Annotated in this window: 18 protein-coding genes and 1 pseudogene; 7 read left to right on the top strand and 12 right to left on the bottom strand. The window is 39.3% G+C overall.

The features are described 5' to 3' along the window. The first annotated feature begins 18 nt into the window (after window positions 1–18). On the top strand, window positions 19–381 hold the full coding sequence (locus Aso01_RS12220) for a copper-binding protein (RefSeq protein WP_000911301.1): 363 nt from the start codon (window positions 19–21) through the stop codon (window positions 379–381). Window positions 382–452: 71 nt separating this feature from the next. Here the strand turns inward: Aso01_RS12220 and feoB are convergent, their stop codons facing one another. Genes feoB through Aso01_RS12205 form a run of 3 tightly spaced genes read right to left on the bottom strand, consistent with a single transcriptional unit; the run spans window position 453 to window position 3,848 of the window. Next, window positions 453–2,282: a ferrous iron transporter B gene (feoB, locus tag Aso01_RS12215; RefSeq protein ID WP_001086231.1), complete on the bottom strand. Its 1,830-nt coding sequence runs from the start codon at window positions 2,280–2,282 to the stop codon at window positions 453–455. Further along, window positions 2,272–2,532 carry a FeoA family protein gene (locus tag Aso01_RS12210; protein ID WP_001048220.1) on the bottom strand — a complete coding sequence of 87 codons (261 nt, stop codon included), beginning with the start codon at window positions 2,530–2,532 and terminating at the stop codon, window positions 2,272–2,274. Before Aso01_RS12210 ends, feoB begins: the two co-directional genes overlap by 11 nt. Before the next feature lie 11 nt (window positions 2,533–2,543). Further along, window positions 2,544–3,848, bottom strand: coding sequence for a cation diffusion facilitator family transporter (locus Aso01_RS12205; RefSeq protein ID WP_004932199.1), 1,305 nt, complete (start codon window positions 3,846–3,848; stop codon window positions 2,544–2,546). A gap of 76 nt (window positions 3,849–3,924) precedes the next feature. Between Aso01_RS12205 and cadR the strand changes: the two genes are divergently transcribed. After that, entirely contained in the window at window positions 3,925–4,317 is a 393-nt protein-coding gene (gene cadR, locus Aso01_RS12200) for a Cd(II)/Pb(II)-responsive transcriptional regulator (protein ID WP_000480873.1), read from the top strand. Window positions 4,318–4,429: 112 nt separating this feature from the next. On the opposite strand, the gene Aso01_RS12195 is transcribed toward cadR, so the two are convergent. The 9 genes and pseudogenes from Aso01_RS12195 to Aso01_RS12160 all read right to left on the bottom strand — a co-directional run bounded on the left by Aso01_RS12195 (window position 4,430) and on the right by Aso01_RS12160 (window position 14,179). Beyond that, window positions 4,430–6,235 (bottom strand): hypothetical protein, encoded by a 1,806-nt coding sequence (locus tag Aso01_RS12195; protein ID WP_004932202.1) that lies wholly within the window; start codon window positions 6,233–6,235, stop codon window positions 4,430–4,432. Window positions 6,236–6,286: 51 nt separating this feature from the next. After that, the gene (locus tag Aso01_RS12190) at window positions 6,287–7,888 is read right to left on the bottom strand and encodes an SAVED domain-containing protein (RefSeq protein WP_004932205.1); all 1,602 of its coding nucleotides are present in this window, start codon (window positions 7,886–7,888) and stop codon (window positions 6,287–6,289) included. Window positions 7,889–7,899: 11 nt separating this feature from the next. Then, complete coding sequence (locus Aso01_RS12185) at window positions 7,900–8,391, bottom strand: Mov34/MPN/PAD-1 family protein (protein WP_004637571.1); 492 nt, start codon at window positions 8,389–8,391, stop codon at window positions 7,900–7,902. Further along, window positions 8,384–10,114, bottom strand: a complete 1,731-nt coding sequence (locus tag Aso01_RS12180; protein WP_004637573.1) for a ThiF family adenylyltransferase — start codon at window positions 10,112–10,114, stop codon at window positions 8,384–8,386. Before Aso01_RS12180 ends, Aso01_RS12185 begins: the two co-directional genes overlap by 8 nt. Then, a complete protein-coding gene (locus Aso01_RS12175; RefSeq protein WP_004932208.1) occupies window positions 10,111–11,151 on the bottom strand; it encodes a nucleotidyltransferase domain-containing protein in 1,041 nt (346 codons plus the stop codon). Before Aso01_RS12175 ends, Aso01_RS12180 begins: the two co-directional genes overlap by 4 nt. Window positions 11,152–11,260: 109 nt before the next feature. Then, window positions 11,261–11,389: a hypothetical protein gene (locus tag Aso01_RS16040; protein WP_000106063.1), complete on the bottom strand. Its 129-nt coding sequence runs from the start codon at window positions 11,387–11,389 to the stop codon at window positions 11,261–11,263. Window positions 11,390–11,628: 239 nt separating this feature from the next. After that, window positions 11,629–12,699, bottom strand: a complete 1,071-nt coding sequence (locus tag Aso01_RS12170) for an ImmA/IrrE family metallo-endopeptidase (RefSeq protein ID WP_004932212.1) — start codon at window positions 12,697–12,699, stop codon at window positions 11,629–11,631. Window positions 12,700–13,042: 343 nt separating this feature from the next. Beyond that, window positions 13,043–13,882, bottom strand: a pseudogene (locus Aso01_RS12165) (YifB family Mg chelatase-like AAA ATPase); the annotation flags it as partial. Window positions 13,883–13,951: 69 nt separating this feature from the next. Next, a complete protein-coding gene (locus Aso01_RS12160; RefSeq protein WP_004932220.1) occupies window positions 13,952–14,179 on the bottom strand; it encodes an accessory factor UbiK family protein in 228 nt (75 codons plus the stop codon). Window positions 14,180–14,453: 274 nt separating this feature from the next. Here Aso01_RS12160 and glnK point away from each other — a divergent pair, with 274 nt between their 5' ends. The 5 genes from glnK (at window position 14,454) to Aso01_RS12135 (ending at window position 19,227) form a co-directional block, all read left to right on the top strand. Beyond that, window positions 14,454–14,792: a P-II family nitrogen regulator gene (gene glnK, locus Aso01_RS12155; RefSeq protein WP_004281042.1), complete on the top strand. Its 339-nt coding sequence runs from the start codon at window positions 14,454–14,456 to the stop codon at window positions 14,790–14,792. 62 nt (window positions 14,793–14,854) lie between these two features. Next, entirely contained in the window at window positions 14,855–16,255 is a 1,401-nt protein-coding gene (locus Aso01_RS12150; protein WP_004932223.1) for an ammonium transporter, read from the top strand. A gap of 123 nt (window positions 16,256–16,378) precedes the next feature. Beyond that, window positions 16,379–16,843 (top strand): transcriptional regulator NrdR, encoded by a 465-nt coding sequence (nrdR, locus tag Aso01_RS12145; protein WP_004932226.1) that lies wholly within the window; start codon window positions 16,379–16,381, stop codon window positions 16,841–16,843. Window positions 16,844–16,849: 6 nt separating this feature from the next. Further along, on the top strand, window positions 16,850–17,938 hold the full coding sequence (gene ribD, locus Aso01_RS12140; RefSeq protein WP_025096173.1) for a bifunctional diaminohydroxyphosphoribosylaminopyrimidine deaminase/5-amino-6-(5-phosphoribosylamino)uracil reductase RibD: 1,089 nt from the start codon (window positions 16,850–16,852) through the stop codon (window positions 17,936–17,938). Then, entirely contained in the window at window positions 17,935–19,227 is a 1,293-nt protein-coding gene (locus tag Aso01_RS12135; protein WP_004932229.1) for a DNA adenine methylase, read from the top strand. Before ribD ends, Aso01_RS12135 begins: the two co-directional genes overlap by 4 nt. Window positions 19,228–19,264: the final 37 nt, after the last annotated feature.

Below are 19,264 nucleotides of genomic sequence, written 5' to 3'. Positions count from 1 at the left end.
GTCTAAAGAGGTTTTATTATGTTGAAATTCATGAAAATTATTGCTCTTGTTACCACTATTGCTGCATTAAGCGCATGTAGTAAAAATGAAGCATCAGAGCAGAAGAAAGCAGACGCACCTATGGAGCAGATGAATAAGGAGTCTTCTACCGCTACAACGGCTCAAGCCGTTGGGGTGATTACTGCTATTGATACGAAAGAAAATATTTTAACACTCGACCATGAAGCAATTCCTGCGATTAATTGGCCAGCAATGAAGATGGGCTTTAAAGTTGCTGACCCATCCTTATTAAATGGTTTAACTGTAGGGGATAAAGTTGACTTTGAATTAAAAACAGAGAGTGAGAATCAGATTATTGTTGCTGTGAAAAAAAGCTCATAATTGGTTTGATACTTAAAAGACGAATGGATGCGAAGGCATCCATTTGTCTTTATAAAAGATTCTTGTTTTGATTAAAGTCTACTAATAAGCTGATATGTGATGAATGAGAAGAAATATGCAAGTGCGAATAAATATGTCGCCATGATAACTGGTTGCTTCCAACTACCTGTTTCACGTCGAATAGTTGCTAGTGTCGCAAGACAATGGGGGGCAAAAATATACCAGACCAAGAGCGACATCCCTGTTGCTAGCCCCCATCCATCAGGTCCCGAAATTTGACTAAGCAATGTTTGAGTTACAGTATCTTCATCACCAGACATTGCATAAATCACACCTAAAGCTGCAATTACAACTTCACGTGCTGCCATAGCAGGAATTAACGCGATACAGATTTCCCATGTAAAGCCAATTGGGGCAAATATAGGATGAATAAAGTGTCCAAGTTGCCCAGCTAAACTATAGTTGATAGCAGGCATTGTTGCATGCTCAGGAGGTTGAGGGAATGTCACTAAAACCCAAAGCAGTATTGATAATGCTACGATAATGCCACCAACCCTTTTTAAAAAGATCGTAGCTCGATCATAAAGTCCTAATGCAACATTTCGAATATCTGGTAATCGGTAAGTAGGCAACTCAAAGATAAAAATACTTTCTGTTTTATCTTTTCTAACTAGTTTCAAAAATAAAGAAACACATAGTGCTGAAACAATGCCAGCCATATATAGTCCAAAAAGAACTAAACCTTGTAGACTCAACCAACCATAAACTAATTTGTTTGGAATGAATGCCGCAATAAGTAAAGCATAAACAGGTAATCTTGCAGAACAAGTCATTAATGGTGCAATCATAATAGTTGCTAGACGATCTCTTTCCGAACTAATGCTTCGTGTTGCCATGACACCTGGAATTGCACAGGCAAAACTAGATAATAATGGAATAAAGGAACGTCCACTTAAACCGGCTTTAGACATCAACTTATCTAGAAGAAATGCTGCCCGTGGTAAATAACCTGATTCTTCTAAAATTAAAATAAAGAAGAATAGAATAAGGATTTGCGGCATATAAGCCAAAACACTACCTGATCCAGCGATCACGCCATCAACAATAAGACTTCTAAGTAAGGGATGAGTAATGAGCGGCCCAATTGTATCACCTAACCATGTAATTGAATTCTCAATTAATGAGATAAAAGGTTGTGCCCAGATAAATACAGCTTGGAACATGACAAACATGGTAAACGTTAGGATGACTAAACCAAGTACAGGGTGTAAGAAAATTTTATCCAAGAAGGCTGTTCTTGCATCACCGTTATCATTTTTTAAAATTACTTGTTTAGTAATATTTTTAATCTGATCAAAATGATTCAGATCAGAATGATAAGGAGTTACAAATAGATTTTTTTTATCTAATTGATTTAATAGATCCTGCACGCCTTTAGTTTTAACAGCAACAGCCTCAATAACTGGGATACCCAATAATTCTGATAGCTTATTAATATCTATCGAAATACCACGTTTTTTGACTTCATCCATCATATTTAAAACAAGAAGCATTGGTCGATTCAATGCCCTTATTTCAAGTACAAGGCTTAAATGTAAATGTAAATTTGTGGCATCAACCACACATACATATATATCAGGTAAAACCTCACCCTCCAGCTCACCTAAGCATACAGCTCTTGTTACCTCTTCATCTAGACTCGTAGGTTTCAAACTATATGTGCCAGGCAAGTCTAAAACTCTAACTGATTCACCAGATGGTAGTTTAAAGAAACCTTCTTTCCGCTCAACAGTAACACCCGCATAATTAGCTACTTTTTGACGAGTACCTGTTAAAGTATTAAAGAGAGATGTTTTTCCACAATTTGGGTTACCAATAAGTGCAATATTTTTACTGTTCATTTGAAACAATCTCTACAAAAATTCGTTCAGCTTCATTCTTTCTTAACGCAAATCGAGAAGTTTCAATTTGAACCAATACTGGATCACCACCGAAAAGCCCCTTAGCTAGAACTTGTAAAGTTTCACCAATTCTGAAACCTAATAATTCAAGTCGTTCGAGAACTGGATCATTTGTATCTGAATATTGATTACCTTTTTTTAGGTCAACAATTTTGACAAATTCATTTGGTTTAACTTGGAATAAATTCATTTTTACGACTCTTATTTAAATGCCAAAATCTTTCGAGCACCGTTAAGTACGAAAAGTGAAACAATTATTCCTATAACCAGATCTGGATATGCGGAACCTGTCAGAGCAACAAGGAAGCCAGCAATAATTACACCTAGATTCACAATCACATCATTAGCTGAGAAAATCCAGCTTGCTTTCATATGTGCTCCACCATCTTTATGTCCAGAGATTAGGTAAAGACAGGCGACATTCGCTATCAATGCTAAAAAGCCAATTACAATCATTAATAAAGATTCAGGCTCACTACCCAATATAAAACGTCTAATTACATCGACAATTACAGTTATAGCGAGGAATAATTGAATCCAACCCGCAAAGTGAGCTGCTTTAACCTGGTACTTTGCAGCTTTCCCTACAGCGTAAAGTGCAATACCATACACAGCAGCATCTGCAAACATATCAAGAGAGTCTGCGATTAACCCAGTAGATGCTGCAATTAGGCCACTAATAAACTCAATAACGAAAAGTGCAGCATTAATTGCTAAAAGAATCTTTAAAACTTTTGCTTGTTCAGATGTATCTGCTTTTTCCGGAATTTCACCGACAGATGTAACAGTACTTTCTAGTTTGGCACCAAAACCAAGGGCCTCAAGTTTGCTAGTAATTTCATTAAGACCATCATTATGAAAAACTTTTAATTTCCTATTAGGTAAATCAAATGTCAGACCTTTGACTTCATTCACTGAAGATAGTGCCATTCGAACCATTTGCTCCTCAGCAGAGCAATCCATTTTCGGAATCAGAAACGTACTGACTTCTTTTGCATGCTCTTTATTTACATCGGCTTCAGTTTTATTTAATTTTGCTCCAAACCCAAGAGCTTCAAGTCTTGCAGTGATTTCATTACTTTCACCATTATGTATAACTTTTAGGTTTCGATTCGGCAAATCAAAAACTAGCCTCTTAACATTTACCAAAGAAGATAAAGCCATCCGAACCATTTGTTCCTCTGCGGAACAATCCATTTTAGGGATGTTATAGTTACTGATGAAAGTCGCCACACCCTCATTATCACTAACTGTCTCAGATGAACTTATCGAATTTGGGCCACAACATGAGTTTGACTGCGTAGAACATGGCTGAGTACTAGCACAAGAATCTTTTTCATCTGTTTTAGATTGTTTAGGTACTTCTTCATTACCAAAACAAGAGCTTTTACTTTCTTCAGTAGTTAAATCTTTATTGTTACCAGAATTTGTTTCTGATTCATTTTGATTAGTGTCTTCACAAGAACTTTCTTTATTACAACCGCAACCACTCATTGATGTGCCCATAGTCATATCTTTACTTATTGCATATTAAAATCTCTATAGCTACTATAGAGTCAAGTTGGATTTTGAGTATTTCATAATGTTTATGAAGATAGGCGAGCTCTCTGAAAAAACGTCGTGCTCAGTACTGACAATACGGTTTTATGAAAAAGAAGGTTTAATCCCGAAACCTGATCGAACTCAAGGTAACTATAGACTATATACTGAAGATTACATTGATCGGTTGAAATTTATTGTGAATTGCCGTTCTTTGAATATGAACTTAACTGAAATTAAAAAATTACTAAATTATAAGGATCTGCCTAATCTAAATTGTTCTGATGTTAATGAGCTTATCGATTCACATATTAACGATGTAGAGGAAAATATTCGGAATCAGCAGAAACTCATACAGCAGCTATTAGAAATAAGAAAGACTTGTGATGGGTTATGTACAGTAGATAAGTGTGGTGTGTTGAAAAATTTAGCTTGATTTTAATTCATATTAAATCTCCTGTGCTTAAAAGAATTTATTGAATTTTTTTAGAAAGTACTCATAATTAAGTTGATTTATCATATACATACGGCAGTTTGAAAAACTCCAGTTAATTCTTAAACGTTATTTTATCAATTCCTATCTTTCTTAAAGCATTCAATAAAGTTGACTCACCTTCAGTGAGCCCTTTTGTATTTGAATGTCGAAATAAGAATATCTGAGTGACCAGCAAGCTTTGGAACACTGAGGGCGAGTATGAACCTTCATGAAGAGGCAGAAGATACATTAAATCAGAAATAAACTGTTCAAGATCTTTTTCCTGTTTCATTTGGAAAACTAAACCGGCATGTCCTCTTTCTTTTGTCAGAGTTTCACCTTGTATAGTAGAAGTATATGTGGCGGGCTGTATATCAAAAATATAAACAGGTTCTAATTGAGATAAAGTTAATCTGATAATTAAAGCTCCTCTTATCTGGGTTTTTAATGAATTTGCATAGCACCAGGTTTTGTGAACTTGTACTTCAGATTCTGTAAAAAAACCGATCAACATCGGGAGTTCTGAATAATTAAATCCCTTTTCAAATGTGTAGTAGCTCACTTGTTGAATTAAATGTGGATTAACTTCCATTGCTTTTACACAAGCTTTCCATAATCCAATGATTCTGCCATCTACAGGGGCTTGAAACTCTTTTGAATTATTTGTCGATGGCAGTATTTGGGTATTTAATACCTCGGGTGAATTGTCAGGAGCTCCCGTCCCAATGGTTTGTGTTTCTATGAATTTCTTTTTACGTTTTGGGCGTTTAACCTGCTTTACATATTTGTATTTGCTTAATTCATTAGCAGGACCGCCATCTATCCATTCAAAATCATCTTCTATTAATTCATGGTCTGATGGTGGACGTCGACCACCTAGATTTGTGGAAACATTGATGTCACCACTACCTAATTGAGGTAAAGGTGGATTGGGGTGATCAGTGTCTGTGGTGGTATTAATGCGTTCAGTAACTTTAGGAATTATTCTAATATGGTCATTCTTTGGGGGTTTCATACCTCTGATTCTTGTCACAACAAATGTTTTTGTTCCAGCTAAGTGGAATCCCGACACCCTGATCGGTAAGGTTTCAGTATGCCAAGGAACAACTTCTGGAAAGATATTCGCTTGTTTAAAATCAGAATTTTTAACAATACTACTAAATAAAATACGTGAAGCCTTCTTAGCGATTTCAGTATATTTATAATATGCAACAAAAACATGGTCTGCTCGGGTAATACCATCTCCGAGAAGTACAGTCCACAGACCCTTCTCACCTATGTGGGGAGTGTATAATCGGGATTCGCGTTCATTCTCATTATAAGTAGTAAGTATTCGAATGAGCTCAGTTGATAAGCCATAAGCTCTAGTGAGAAATTCTAGACATGGTATTAAAAGTTCATTAAATTCAGGGTGATTCAATTTGAAAGATATACAATTTTTTTTCGATTTTGAATCTACTATTGCACATTCTTCTCGATTTTTGAAAAAGTTAATTTTCTTCTTCTCATCGGCATTCTCATATATTTTTAAAAATTTTAATTCGAAATCGGTATGATCAATAACAAATTCATAGATATCCTTGTTTAAAGAATCAATCTTTCGTTGTTGATGCCAAATTGAATCAACTCTCCAAGATACAATATCCGTGATATTGGTTGTAATTGGAATAAAGTTATTAGTGGGACTGAAATCTTCTAAAACCTCTCTGAATAAGACATGGACCTGTGGCTGGTCTCCAGGCCTTTTTCCTTTTGCCATCCCTCCATACCACCAAACTTGTAAATATTTATCTTTGTATGGTTTAAGAATTTCCCATAATTTATTTACATTATTCTCATCAGAAGGATTTGTATTTTGATCTGTAGAAGTATTAGGCATAAGGTCTATCCCATTTTTAAAATATTAAAAATAAGTTTGTAAAATAATTATTTATGGAAGTTCTAAATGATTACCACGGGAATCATTTCTAATAATTAGATTAGGGAGCATAGTATCTTGTGCGAAGTCATAGATAATGATATCTGGGTGATGTAAATCAATGGCTTGCCCTAAAGCTATACAGGCTGCATTTGGAGCTGCAATTAAAAGATGCACTCTCTTTACGCCATGTTTATCTTTTAATAGATGAAAAAGCTTCTGAAGTTCAGTAGTGAATTTTGAAATATTATGCGGATGTGGAACAGCCTTACTTCCTAAATATGCTTCAAGTGCATTAATTTCAACAATATCAGCATTCAATTCAGTTTTTAGCTCAAGAGCTTTATTTTTAATTTTATCAATAATAGCCGTGAAATTTACGCATAAAACTACATCGGGACCTTTTTGAAGGGTTTCAATTCCAATAGTTTCATAAGATCGATCCGCAGCTGAAGCGTTTGGCCAACCCCATTTATTTGCTTCTCTATCGCGCAGCATTGGGAGAAACTTTCCTTTATTACCTAATAAAGCACCTAAGCCAATTAATGCAGGCATTGGGCCAAATGCGAAGATTGCAGCACAATGTCCATTTAAACTTGTCTGTTGGATAATCTTGTCAGCTTCATTCTGGATAATCATGACGAGTTGTTTTGAAAACTGGTCAGGATTTTTCATATATAACGTATTACTATCACATAACCTTTGAAGGTAGCCATCCATCCGATGTTGTAAGAGTGATAAACATGAAGCAATCTCTTTTGGTTCTGGATGACCAACAGCATTACTATTTACAGACCATAAAATTGAATATACAGGAATTGGGCTGAATGCTAGGGCGTCAAGTAAAGTATTAGCTAAATCACAATAGGATTTTCTCATTTCGCTCAGTTGTTGTGCTGAGTAATCACTTGCTGCAATTTTATCAATTAATCGGTGATGTTTATCACACAAGAGTAGTACGTTTGCCGGGTCATCGGAAAGTATGTCGGAAAGGTACGGAATTCCTCTTTCACCTCTTTCTGAAGAGGCTACATTATGAGCCAGGTATCCTATATTACCCTTCATGCCTGTAAGTTGTTCGATATCTAGTCGATCACCGCATCCAGTGAACATGCAGCGTCCATGACTATCTTGCATGACCAGTCGCTTTGTCTCGGCAGTAAACGGATTACCTCGTCCAATTTTTTTTACTGGCTTAAAATAGCTTTTGATGAATTTTTTAATTTCAATTACTTTAATAAATTCTGTAGCTTGATAAGCGCTTTTATTATGCCAAATATGCTCAAGTTTTTTTAAATCGCTTAAATGAGAACAATTTACTGTATGACCTTGCCAAGCATGCAGAATAATTTTTTTGGTTTGTTTATTAGATAGTTCTAATATGAATTGAAGTAGATCAGTCTCATACAGGTTAGCTCTTAGGGAACTGATTACAGCATCATTTTCTAATAATAAAACAACTAAGTTTTGACCACTTTCATCAATAAGTAGACCGACTGTATCCCATGTAATGAAATCTTGAATTGTAGTTGTAAACTCTTGTGCAGTCTTTAGTGAATCAAATGGAGGATTTACCGTTTGTACAAGTGTTTCAGTAAAAGTAACTTCAGTCATTCTTATAGTCCTTACCGTACTTGATGATTATTGATTTCTGCTTGATTCCACCCTTGAAGGGAGGAGTAAAAGAAAATTCGTATTGCTTGAATGCCCACTATGGCAAAAAAAAGCTGGCGGTCAGGATTCCTCAAAATGCAACTTTTCCAGTCTGCATAATCAATATGTGACGGAGTTGGGATGTCTTGCGGGTGGCTATGCCAAGTTCCTAAATAAACCGAGGTTCCGTTTGATTTTGAAAATGCCGAATCCACTTTCTTTTGATGTCCCGGATCTTTTAAGGTGAACCTATGCGTAGATCTGCAATCTTTTGGCATAGGCTCAGTTAAGTCTTCAATCCAGTATTGATTAGGATTAGAGGAACTCTGATTACCAATTAGAACACCACATGCTTCTAGATCTTTTCTATCAAGTTGCTTATATCTCATCCATGTTTGAATAACTTCATGGGAAATATAGAGTTCAAACTGTTTAGAGTGGAGCAAATAATAATTTTCAATCATTGCAAAGATCACACCCGCTATTTAGAAGAGGGAGAATTTCTAATGATTTTGAAAACTGTGTATATCGATCAGTTACCTGGAAACCAGCTTGGACGACATCAAAATCACTACCTTTCCAGCTCATTTTTGAAGAGCTATGTAATTGGCCCATTAAAAACTTGATTGCTAAATTAGAAGTAATAAGAGCAGTTTGTAATGCACTTAAGTTGCTATAAGGTAAGAATGCATTTCCACAACCTGCTAGATTTTTTGTAAGTTTTTGATTTGGTTTTAAAAAGTTAAGATTAGAAGATAGACCACGTGAAAAGTTAAGTGGATCAACATACGCACATCTTAGACATCCCTTTGAATCTGGAATATCTACTACAGCATGTCCTCCAATCCCATAACCCTCTACCCAAGTATTTATAACTGCAGTTTCAATTGAGTTCTTAACACAGTAATCATGGAAAATTCGTTCTTGTGTAGGTGAGCCGATTGCAATAATGATTAGATCAAAAGTATTTAATATATTTTCAGATCTCAGACTTAAGAGTTCTGAAAACATAAATTCGACATTTAACCAAGGATACTTCTTGGTCAATTCTGATTTTAGACCCCAAGTTTTCGGCCAGCTAATATAAGAAGCTGGGAGGCTATGACGATATAAATTATCTAGGGAAAATGAGTCAGAGTCTGAAAGGGTTAAATGACCAATACCTGTTGATGCAAGTTGATGAGCAATTTGGCTACCAACTGAACCGCAACCTATAAGCAAAACTTTTTTGTTTTGTAGTTCTTGAATAGCTCCACTTCTTGGCATTACTCGTTCTTTATTGAATAAACGTACATTCATTGCCTTGAGTTCCCAGAACTCTAAGTGCTTAGAATTAAGAGGTAGACCTTTTTTACTTTTAATACTGTTTTTTAAATGAAAATGAATGCCAAACCAAGTTATACCGGATAGTGTGTCAGCATTAAAAACAAGCCAAAAAGAATGGGCACGGGTTTGTCCGAGAGTGCGATTTAAAGAATCGAATACATCAGGAGAAATAAAATTGAGGATTTGAAGATACCAATCTTTTAAATCTGCACTCTGCCATGGAGCAGGGATTAACTTTTGTAAAGGGACAATACAACCATGACCGTTAGGTTTACCGCGATTAATAATGTGATCATTAATTACTGAAAAATCAGGCTTTTGTTTAAATTCTTGGGGAATGCCGAAATGACAGGAGTTGAGTCCATATTTAATATCTTTTTGAGGAGGAAGAATATTAAGAAGTTCAAACTCTCCTTTATCAGATAAGCATAAGAAGTCCTCATATTTTTGGTCTTGAATATGATTCCATCCCGCTAAGAATTCACGTAATAACTCATCTTCATTCCATTTAGGATCAGATAAACAATCTTCTAATAGTGAAATATGTCTTTTTAGTGACTCTTCAAATACAAGTTCGGGTACTTCAAAATTGATTGAGACAGAATCTGGAACATTTACACATATTGAGGCCACATTAAAAGTTTTATCCTCAAGGGTATGGGCGATACGTCCATACTTATTGGGATGCTTTAGAAAAAATGAAGGCATGCCCGTAAGCTCTTCACTTTTCAGGTGGAGTAAGGTGATATCGTAACCGGCAACGGAACATTCGATACTCAGAGCTGGAAACAAACAGAACTCGGTTGCGGATACTTGGTATCCGCGGTTTGCCAGATGATTAATGATTGAAGAGTAGTTCATGCGCCTTGAGATGTCCCTACAGCTCCAGAGGTAGCAAATTGCACTTTTTGAGCCGTGCTTGCACTGTTGGTATTTACATTATTTGGAAAGTCATCACCAAATACTTTGACCAGTAAAGAGCATTGTTCAGCTTCATCTGATGCATCAATTACATCTTGCAATGTTGATCGTAAATTAGTTAATTGATTTCTAAATCTAGTGCCCGTATTCAGGCTACTACCATGAAAAATATCTCTAAAAGGATGAACTGGGAGTTTAACCTTTACTTTCCATTGATCATCAGAGTGCCATTGAAAATAACCAGACCAATCAAGAATTGAATCAACTGTAGCTTTTAGTGCTAGTAAATCATTTGGAAATCCGTCTTCATCAATACTTGGTTTAAAGTGCTGTTTAATCATTACTGTTAGACCTATTGAATAGATCTTTCTGCATACATCAGGACTAAACTTCAGGTTTCTCCAACGTTTGAGGTACCTTACCAATCTGCGAAATTGATGCAGTTTTTCTGTTGCATATACGCCAAATTGAGATGAGTCATTGACCCAGTCAATAAGTTCTTTTGGCGAGGATTCTGCCCAAATTTTATTTTCATCAGCTGAGTCCTTTTTCCCCACTGCCAATTCATATCCTCCCCAAGAGTTCTTCCTATACACTGGGATATCGATATGTAGATTCTTAAATTTATAATCAGCAGTAACACAAGGTTTTTTGATTTTAGCATTTTGAAATCCTCGATCCTCAAGAATTTCTAATATCACTTTCTTTGGGATTAATGGATCAGAAGGTGAATCTTCATAGTCAATAACTATGGCTCTATCGATATCAAAGTCCTTTCCTGATTCTTTAATGGTGGTGAAAGTAGCAAGTGAGCCTTGAACAAAGTTATCGATAACTGGATATCCCTTTTCTTTAAACTTCGCTTTGATTGCAGCTGTAATACTGTCATCTTTCTCACGAGCATTCGTATACTCATCATCATGACGAGTTAGATAGATTCGTTGATTAAATGTATTAAATTTATTTTGCAAACTCATGTGTTGCTCTCTCAAAATATAAGTTGATTTGGTACCCAGCCCCCCTAAAAAAACTGGGTAGAGAACAATTATGTAAACGTTTAAAAGCTATTAGCTCAGTTAATTCAATCTAAGACTTTGACTTTTTTGAACGTTTCGGAAACTTATATAAACCACCTTTTGGATGATAAATACGTTTGCCGTTTCTGGTAATGAATCGTGTATACACATATTCAATGCCATCGTCGTTTGTAGACATAAGTCTACTCCTCACATAGGGCATGGTAATGTGAGTGCGACTTAGGAGTAGACAGGATTGTCCGTTGCGGAGGAGAGAGCTTTTACGTTAGAATCGAGACACCACATCACGAGGACTAACGTGAAAGACATCTATCCGTAATTATGGATAGCCAAGTCTTTGGTCCTGAAATCGCAGGGGCATATGCCCAAATCTGCCTTTCTCACGTTTACTAGCCGACCTTCGGGTCGGCTAAAATATTAAGAAGCCATAGAAAATCTCTCCATCTCTTCGATATCCGCTTTATAAAGCTGAGTGAAATCTTCCGGGTATAAGTTAAAGAAGGATGATAAATCTGGAATGATTTTTGACTTATCGCCTTGGCAAAAATCCATCATTAATTTAGCAAAGCGTTGAGGGTGCTCCCTTTCTAAGGAATAAGGCTCAGCTTTGCGGTAACCATACATACTCATTTGGCGCCATAATGTTGCCGATTGCCTGTCACTGATGTCTCCAATGTGTTTTGATTTCACAATTAGAGCCGCCATGGAAACTTTCCAGAACAACTTATGTGTTGCGTAAGTCTTAAGATTAGTTGTTTGTAACTGGCCTTGCACAGCCTCAGTTGGAATTAAAAACTCTGCAGCAAATTCATTCGCTTCTTCTTCCATGTCTATTGATGGAGCATATTTATGAAGAATTAAATGTCCTAACTCATGTGCTAAGGTAAAGCGAATTCGATCATTAGGCTGGTTTGCATTGAGGAAAATACATGGAGGGCTATTTTGAGTTTGTAAAGATACCCCATCAATGTGATCTTCTTCAAAATTACAATAGAAAATAAAGACCCCAGCTTTTTCAATGAGTCCAGTCAAATCTTCAATAGGGTTTAGTCCCAAATCCCATTCTTTACGAAGATTTAATGCAGCTTCAGCGGCTGAACTAACATTTATATGTATTTGATAACTTGGTAATGGTAAAGATGTTTCTAACTGACAAAACAAATCAAGTTTATCTAGATTTGAAGCTTTAATTGTCATTTCAGCATTGATTTGACTTAGGATTTTAGCTGTAGTTGAAGCTTTTTTTCGGTAAGCATGTAAACTAATTGGGGACACTTTAAAGTGGTCGTTTTGGTGAAAAAACCTTTCTGGGAAATTAAGGGTCTTTGCAATATTAAATTTTGTTTCATCGGAAGGCTTAATGTCGCCTTTCTCAATTTTGGATAAGGCAGCTTGAGTAATATTTCCCATTTTTTGGACAAGCTCAGTTTGGCTGATCCCTCTCAGGTCCCGAGCAATTCTTAACATGTCTGGATTAAATGTAGGCATATCTCCTCCCTGAATCAAAATTTTCTTTCGATTCATGCGGGTAAGATAGAGGAAATATTGAGGTCTGTCAATTTTTTGTAAAACTATAACTGAAACTAAAATTAGATCTATATGTTGTGTTGGTTTTTTAGTTATTTACTAAATATAGTGTTTGATTGAAACATTTATTAAATTTTATAACATAGCTGACTGTTCACCTGCTATGGAATAATCATTTTTAAGTACTTTTTTCTCAAACTTATTATCCATTTTCAAAATTGAGTTCTAAAGCTCTGGATACAGTATTACGGAATAACTTGTCGCATAGTTGTTTGTAATGTCGCATAGTTGTTTGTAAATCACATCCACCCCCCACCAAGGCGATGGCTGAAGCAGTATGATGCGGTGCTCGAAATGGCCTTAAACCAAATGGATGACGGGTATTTGCAATTGAATAGATGCTGGCCACTTCTAGATTTTCTTGGGCAGACAGTGGTGGCAATATGCTGGGTAAGCGTGACGCCAGCAAAGTTTTACCTGTTCCCGGTGGCCCTCTAAATAAGAGTGAGTGTCCTCCAGCTGCCGCAATTTCAAGAGCGCGGCGAGGACGTAGCTGACCTTTGACATCGGCAAGATCAAAAGGGTAGTGATGTAGATCGTGATCTTGTATCAATACAACCGGATCAAGCGGATGAATCTTTTGAAAGTGATCACAGACCTGTTTTAAATGGCTGGCTGCATAGGCCTGAAACTGTGGTAACTGACCAATTTCAAGACTGTTGTCTTGTGGGGCAATGAGTTGATGTCCTGCCTGCTGACAGGCAATTGCTATGGTCAATGTGCTACTGACTGGACGAAGATGGCCATCGAGAGCCAGTTCGCCTACCAATTCATAACCGTTGGTGCAGCCTTCGGGAAGTTGTCCAGATGCGACCAAAATTCCCAAAGCAATGGGAAGGTCTAAACGTGACCCATCTTTGGGCAAATCTGCTGGAGCAAGGTTTATTGTGAGGCGTTTACTGGGAAACTGAAAGCCACTGTTGATAATGGCTGAGCGCACCCGATCTTTACTTTCGCGAACGGCAGCCTCTGGTAAACCAACGATGGTGAGTGATGGAAGCCCTTGACTTAAATGAACTTCTACTTCAATTTGTGGTGCGTGTAACCCTAAAACTCCTCGCGTGAGAATTTTGGCAAAAGACATGATATTATTGTTCCATTATGGTGCTTTTTTTAAATAATTTTAAATCGAAAAAGTGCCCTAAAAAGAGGCTTATTGATTATTTTGGAGGTGCTCTTCAAGTAATGTGATTTGTTCTTGTAATTGAGTAAGACGCATATTGGCCTGTTCGAGCGCGATACGTTGACGTTCGATTTCGTGATGAGACACCAAATCGAGTTTCTCGACAGCTTCGTTTAAAAGCGCACGTAAATTGTGTTCAAGGTCTTTTTTGGGTTGATCCATCTGCTCAAGAATGGCAGCAATAAGCGTCTCAATCATAACGTATATACAATGCTTTATAAGATTTGAGCACAGTTTAGCATCCCTGCTATTTTGGCTAAAGTCTAGATTATCAAAACAATCTTAATTCATTCAAAAAATTAATCGTTCTTAGAAAAAAGCCGAATTTTTAAGGTCAAAGCTACATCTGAAAGGGCAAATAGGTTATAAAGACAACTCATGCTTTTATTTCTATTTCCCCCAACCTTAGACATATTGGCATGAAAATTGAACATAAAACCTTACTGGTGAAAGAAGCCGAAGGAAAACAAACATGAAGCTCGTAACTGCAATTGTAAAACCATTTAAGCTGGATGATGTGCGTGAGGCCCTTTCCGAAATCGGAGTTCAAGGGATTACTGTCACGGAAGTGAAAGGATTTGGACGTCAAAAAGGCCACACTGAATTGTACCGTGGTGCTGAATATGTCGTTGATTTTCTTCCAAAAGTAAAAATTGAAATTGCGATCAGCGATGAAATGGTAGATGCCGTGATTGAATCAATCACTCGCGTTGCAAGCACAGGAAAAATTGGTGACGGAAAAATCTTTGTAACGAACCTAGAACAAGTGATCCGTATTCGTACAGGCGAAACTGGAGCAGATGCCGTTTAAGTGTTGGCATAAAGTTTGCTGAGTACAAAATAACTCATAAAAATTGAGGTTGGGGGATACGAATGAAAAAAATGCTTTTAGCGCTAAGTCTATCTGGTGCGCTTTTAGGTGGTTCGGCGGCATGGGCAGAGAATGCTGCATCTGCGCCGATAGCCGAAACAACAACCGTTGCTGCAACAACGACACCAGCACCTGTGACTGGTACGGTAGAAGCACCGTCCACCGCATCGACTGAGGCAGCGCCTGCACCAGCAGCAACACCTAAAATGGATTCGGGTGATACCGCGTGGATTCTGATCTCCACAGCTTTGGTTCTTTTGATGACTATTCCGGGCTTGGCACTTTTCTACGGCGGCATGGTGCGTAAGAAAAACGTTTTAAGCACCATGGCACATAGCTTTGTCGCGGCTGCAATTGTGAGTTTGGTTTGGGTTGTTATTGGTTATACCTTGGCCTTTAGTCCGGGTAATGCCTTTGTGGGTGGCCTCGATAAAATCATGCTCTCAGGAATCACCACCACAGCACTCAGTGGCACTATTCCAGAAATTCTGTTTGTTATTTTCCAAATGACCTTTGCGATCATTACGGTTGCCATTATTAGTGGTTCGGTTGCAGAGCGTATGAAATTTGGCGCGTTTGTGGCGTTTATCACCATTTGGGTGATTGTGGTCTATGCACCTATTACCCATTGGGTGTGGGGCGGTGGCTGGTTAGGTAGCGATGGCGCACTTGATTTTGCCGGTGGTACCGTTGTTCATATCAACTCGGGTGTCGCTGGTTTGGTTGCTGCTTATATGTTAGGTAAGCGTATTGGGTTGGGTAAAGAATCCATGGCACCACATAATCTTGCACTTACAGTAATTGGTGCAAGCTTGCTTTGGGTGGGCTGGTTTGGATTTAACGGTGGTTCTGCACTTGCAGCCAATGGTGCAGCAGGATACGCATTGGTCACCACGCAAGTGGCTGCCGCTTCTGCCGCGCTCTCTTGGGGCTTGGTTGAAAAAGTGGTGCGTGGTAAAACCTCATTACTTGGCTTACTTTCTGGTGCGGTTGCAGGTTTGGTCGTGATTACGCCGGCAGCAGGTTTTGTCACCGTCAGCGGCGCATTAATTATGGGCTTAATTGGCGGTGCAGTATGCTTCTGGGGAATTTCAGGTTTGAAGCGTATGCTCAAAGCAGACGATTCTCTAGATGCATTTGGTCTACATGCTGTAGGTGGTATTGCCGGCGCGATTTTAACAGCTGTTTTTGCAAGTCCGTTCATCATGGGCGACAAAGCACCTGCAAGCGTTGTACATCAGCTTTGGATTCAAATTGAAGGCGTACTTGCGACTATCGCGTACAGCGCAGTACTGACCTTTATTATCCTCAAAGTGATCGATGTGATCATTGGTATCCGCGTGACATCTGACGACGAGCGTATGGGCTTGGACTTGAGCCAGCACGGCGAACGCATCGAATAATTTGCTCTTTTATAAAAAAACAGCCGCGCAGGCTGTTTTTTTATGTCGTTGTGTTGGTGCGATTTTTCAAGCGTCTAATTTTTTGCTACATTAGCTCAAAGAAATGAATTCATTTGAGCTGCCATGCATTGTCCATTTTGCAACGCCGCAGACAGCAAAGTGATTGATTCACGTCTGGCGGCTGAGGGATGTCAGATTCGTCGTCGACGCGAATGTATCAGTTGCGGCGAGCGTTTTACCACTTTTGAAAGTTATGAAGTTGTCATGCCACGTGTGATTAAATCGAATGGTAAAAATGAACCTTTCGATGAGGCAAAACTTCGTCGTTCCCTGATGCATGCCTTGCAAAAACGTCCCGTGACTCAAGACCAGATCGAAGCCGTTTTAAGTGATATCCAGTTAAAGATCCGCCGTTTGGGCGAGCGTGATGTGAAGTCCCGCGTGATTGGTGAAATTGTCATGCAGGCGTTGTTTGCGCTTGATCATGTGGCTTATGTTCGCTTTGCCTCGGTTTATCAAGACTTTCAGGATGTCGAGGCTTTTCGTCGTCAGATTGAACAAATGCAACAACGTGAACAAGAGTATTAAAAGATGATGGCTGAAGTTGATCGTGATCACCACTGGATGTCTCAAGCATTACTACAAGCCAAATCGGCACAGTTTCGTACCCGTCCTAATCCTGCCGTTGGTTGTGTGATTGTCAAAGATGAGCAGATTATTGGGCGTGGTGCAACTGCACAGGTGGGTGGACCACATGCCGAAGTTTTTGCATTACGTGAAGCAGGTGAAAAGGCACGCGGCGCGACAGCGTATGTGACGTTAGAGCCATGTGCGCATTATGGCCGCACTCCACCATGCGCTGAAGCGCTGATTCATGCGGGATTGTCGCGTGTGGTGATTGCAACACTCGATCCGAATCCACTGGTGGCTGGCAAAGGTCAGACCATGTTGAATCAGGCAGGCATTATCACACAAGTGGGCGTGCTAGAAGAGCAGGCACAAGAACTGAATCGCGGGTTTTTAAAGGTCATGGCGGGAGGCTTACCTTATGTACGCCTTAAAATTGCAGCCAGTTTAGATGGACGCACGGCCATGGCATCGGGAGAATCCAAATGGATTACCGGCGCCGATGCACGACTCGATGTGCATTACTGGCGTGCTCGATCGGCTGCGATTGTGACTGGAATAGAGACAGTATTGGCCGACGATTGCCAGCTCAATGTTCGCTCGTTACCAGCGGTTGACGATATTCAGGAAATTGTACAGCCCAAACGTGTCGTGCTGGATCGACAAGGTCGTTTGCCCTTAACTGCAAAAATCTTACAGCAGCCAGAGATGCTGATGGTCATGGGGCCATTTCGTCAGGAACTTGCAGACTTAGGTGTGGTACAATTGGCTGTTCAACCCTTAGATACGTTATTAAAGACGATGGCACACACCTATCATCTTTACGATGTGATGGTTGAAGCCGGTGCCACTTTATCGACCGCATTCTTGCAACAAGGTTTGGTCGATGAATTGATCAGCTATATAGCACCGACATTGCTGGGGCGAACCGCGCGCACCATGTTTCATGCAGAATTTGAAAGCATGGCTGAGCAGCGACGTTTTCAGTTGATTGATCTGGCTCAGCTCGGTCAAGATATCCGCTTAAGGTTAGTTCCGATTCAAGAGACAGTATGAATTCAGAGGCTTCGGTTTACCATAAACGCCGCCATGCGGCGCGAACGACAGATGAGTATTTATTTCATCAGTTGGTTCCATATCTGGGGAACAAACGTCGTTTGCTACACCTCATTCTAGAAGCACTAGAAATTACTGGAACACTCAATAGCAAGAAAAAAAATCCTCCTATTTTTGCCGATTTCTTTGCAGGCAGTGGCGTGGTTTCACGTCTGGCCAGACAAAATGGCTATCGTGTGATTGCAAATGACTGGGAACCATATAGTCATGCACTGAATCACGCGATATTGGCCTGTACCGATGCGCCTGCTTTTAAGGAATTGGGCGGTTATCAAAAAGCCATTGATATCCTGAATCGGTTACCTGAAGTAAAAGGCTGGGTGACGCATAATCTGTGTCCACGCAATGACGATGTTTATGATCCAAGTCGAGATCGCTTGTTTTTTAAACGCCGTAACGGGATGCGAATTGATGCCATTCGTCAGCAGATTGCTACATGGCAGGCACAAGGTGCGATTAACGATGTCGAAATGAGTGCCTTGCTTGCGCCCTTGTTGTATTCGGCCAGTTTTGTGAGTAATACCAGCGGTGTCTTTAAGAGCTTTCACCAAGGCTGGGGCGGACGTACACAGACTGCATTAGAGCGAATTGAATCGTTATTGTGGCTGACGCCAAGCCGTTTTTGTGAGATTGGCGATCCGAAACGACCAGCTGCTGAAATGTGGTGTGTTGATGCACAGCATCTGGCCTCACAAATGAGTAGTTTTGAGGTCGATGTTGCTTATCTGGATCCTCCTTATAATCAGCATGCCTACAGCAGTAATTATCATGTGTTAAATGCACTTACGCTTTGGGATCAAGCCGACTTACCACCGCCAGATACCAAAGGTTATAAGAGCGGGATTGATCGTGCATGGCGTAAAGAGCGTCCAAGCCCCTATAATTCTTCAAAATATGCCAAAGATGCATATGAGAAACTGCTCGAAACCATCAATGCGCGTTATATCCTGACCAGCTATTCGACCGATGGCAACATTGAGCCAAAAGATTTGCTCACAGCCAATCTAAAGCGTGGCAAAGTGACCTTGCTGACGCAGGATGTACCGCGCTATCGGGTGAGCAAGCAGCGCCAGTCGGAGCGGGCACGTGTACTTGAGTTTATTGTGATCACAGACACGCACGCAAAATCTGGCCCACCACTACGGCAGTTACTCGGACAACTGTATCATTTTGCCGAATTGGGTGGGGTTGATACGTCGGGGAACAGCACCCAACTGGCCTTGTGGTAATTATGGCTGAATTAATCTTCTACACATTGGAGAAAGT

The sequence above is a fragment of the Acinetobacter soli genome, from assembly GCF_000760595.1.
In the GTDB taxonomy this organism is placed as follows: domain Bacteria; phylum Pseudomonadota; class Gammaproteobacteria; order Pseudomonadales; family Moraxellaceae; genus Acinetobacter; species Acinetobacter soli.
This window is presented reverse-complemented; position numbering and strand designations above follow the sequence as displayed.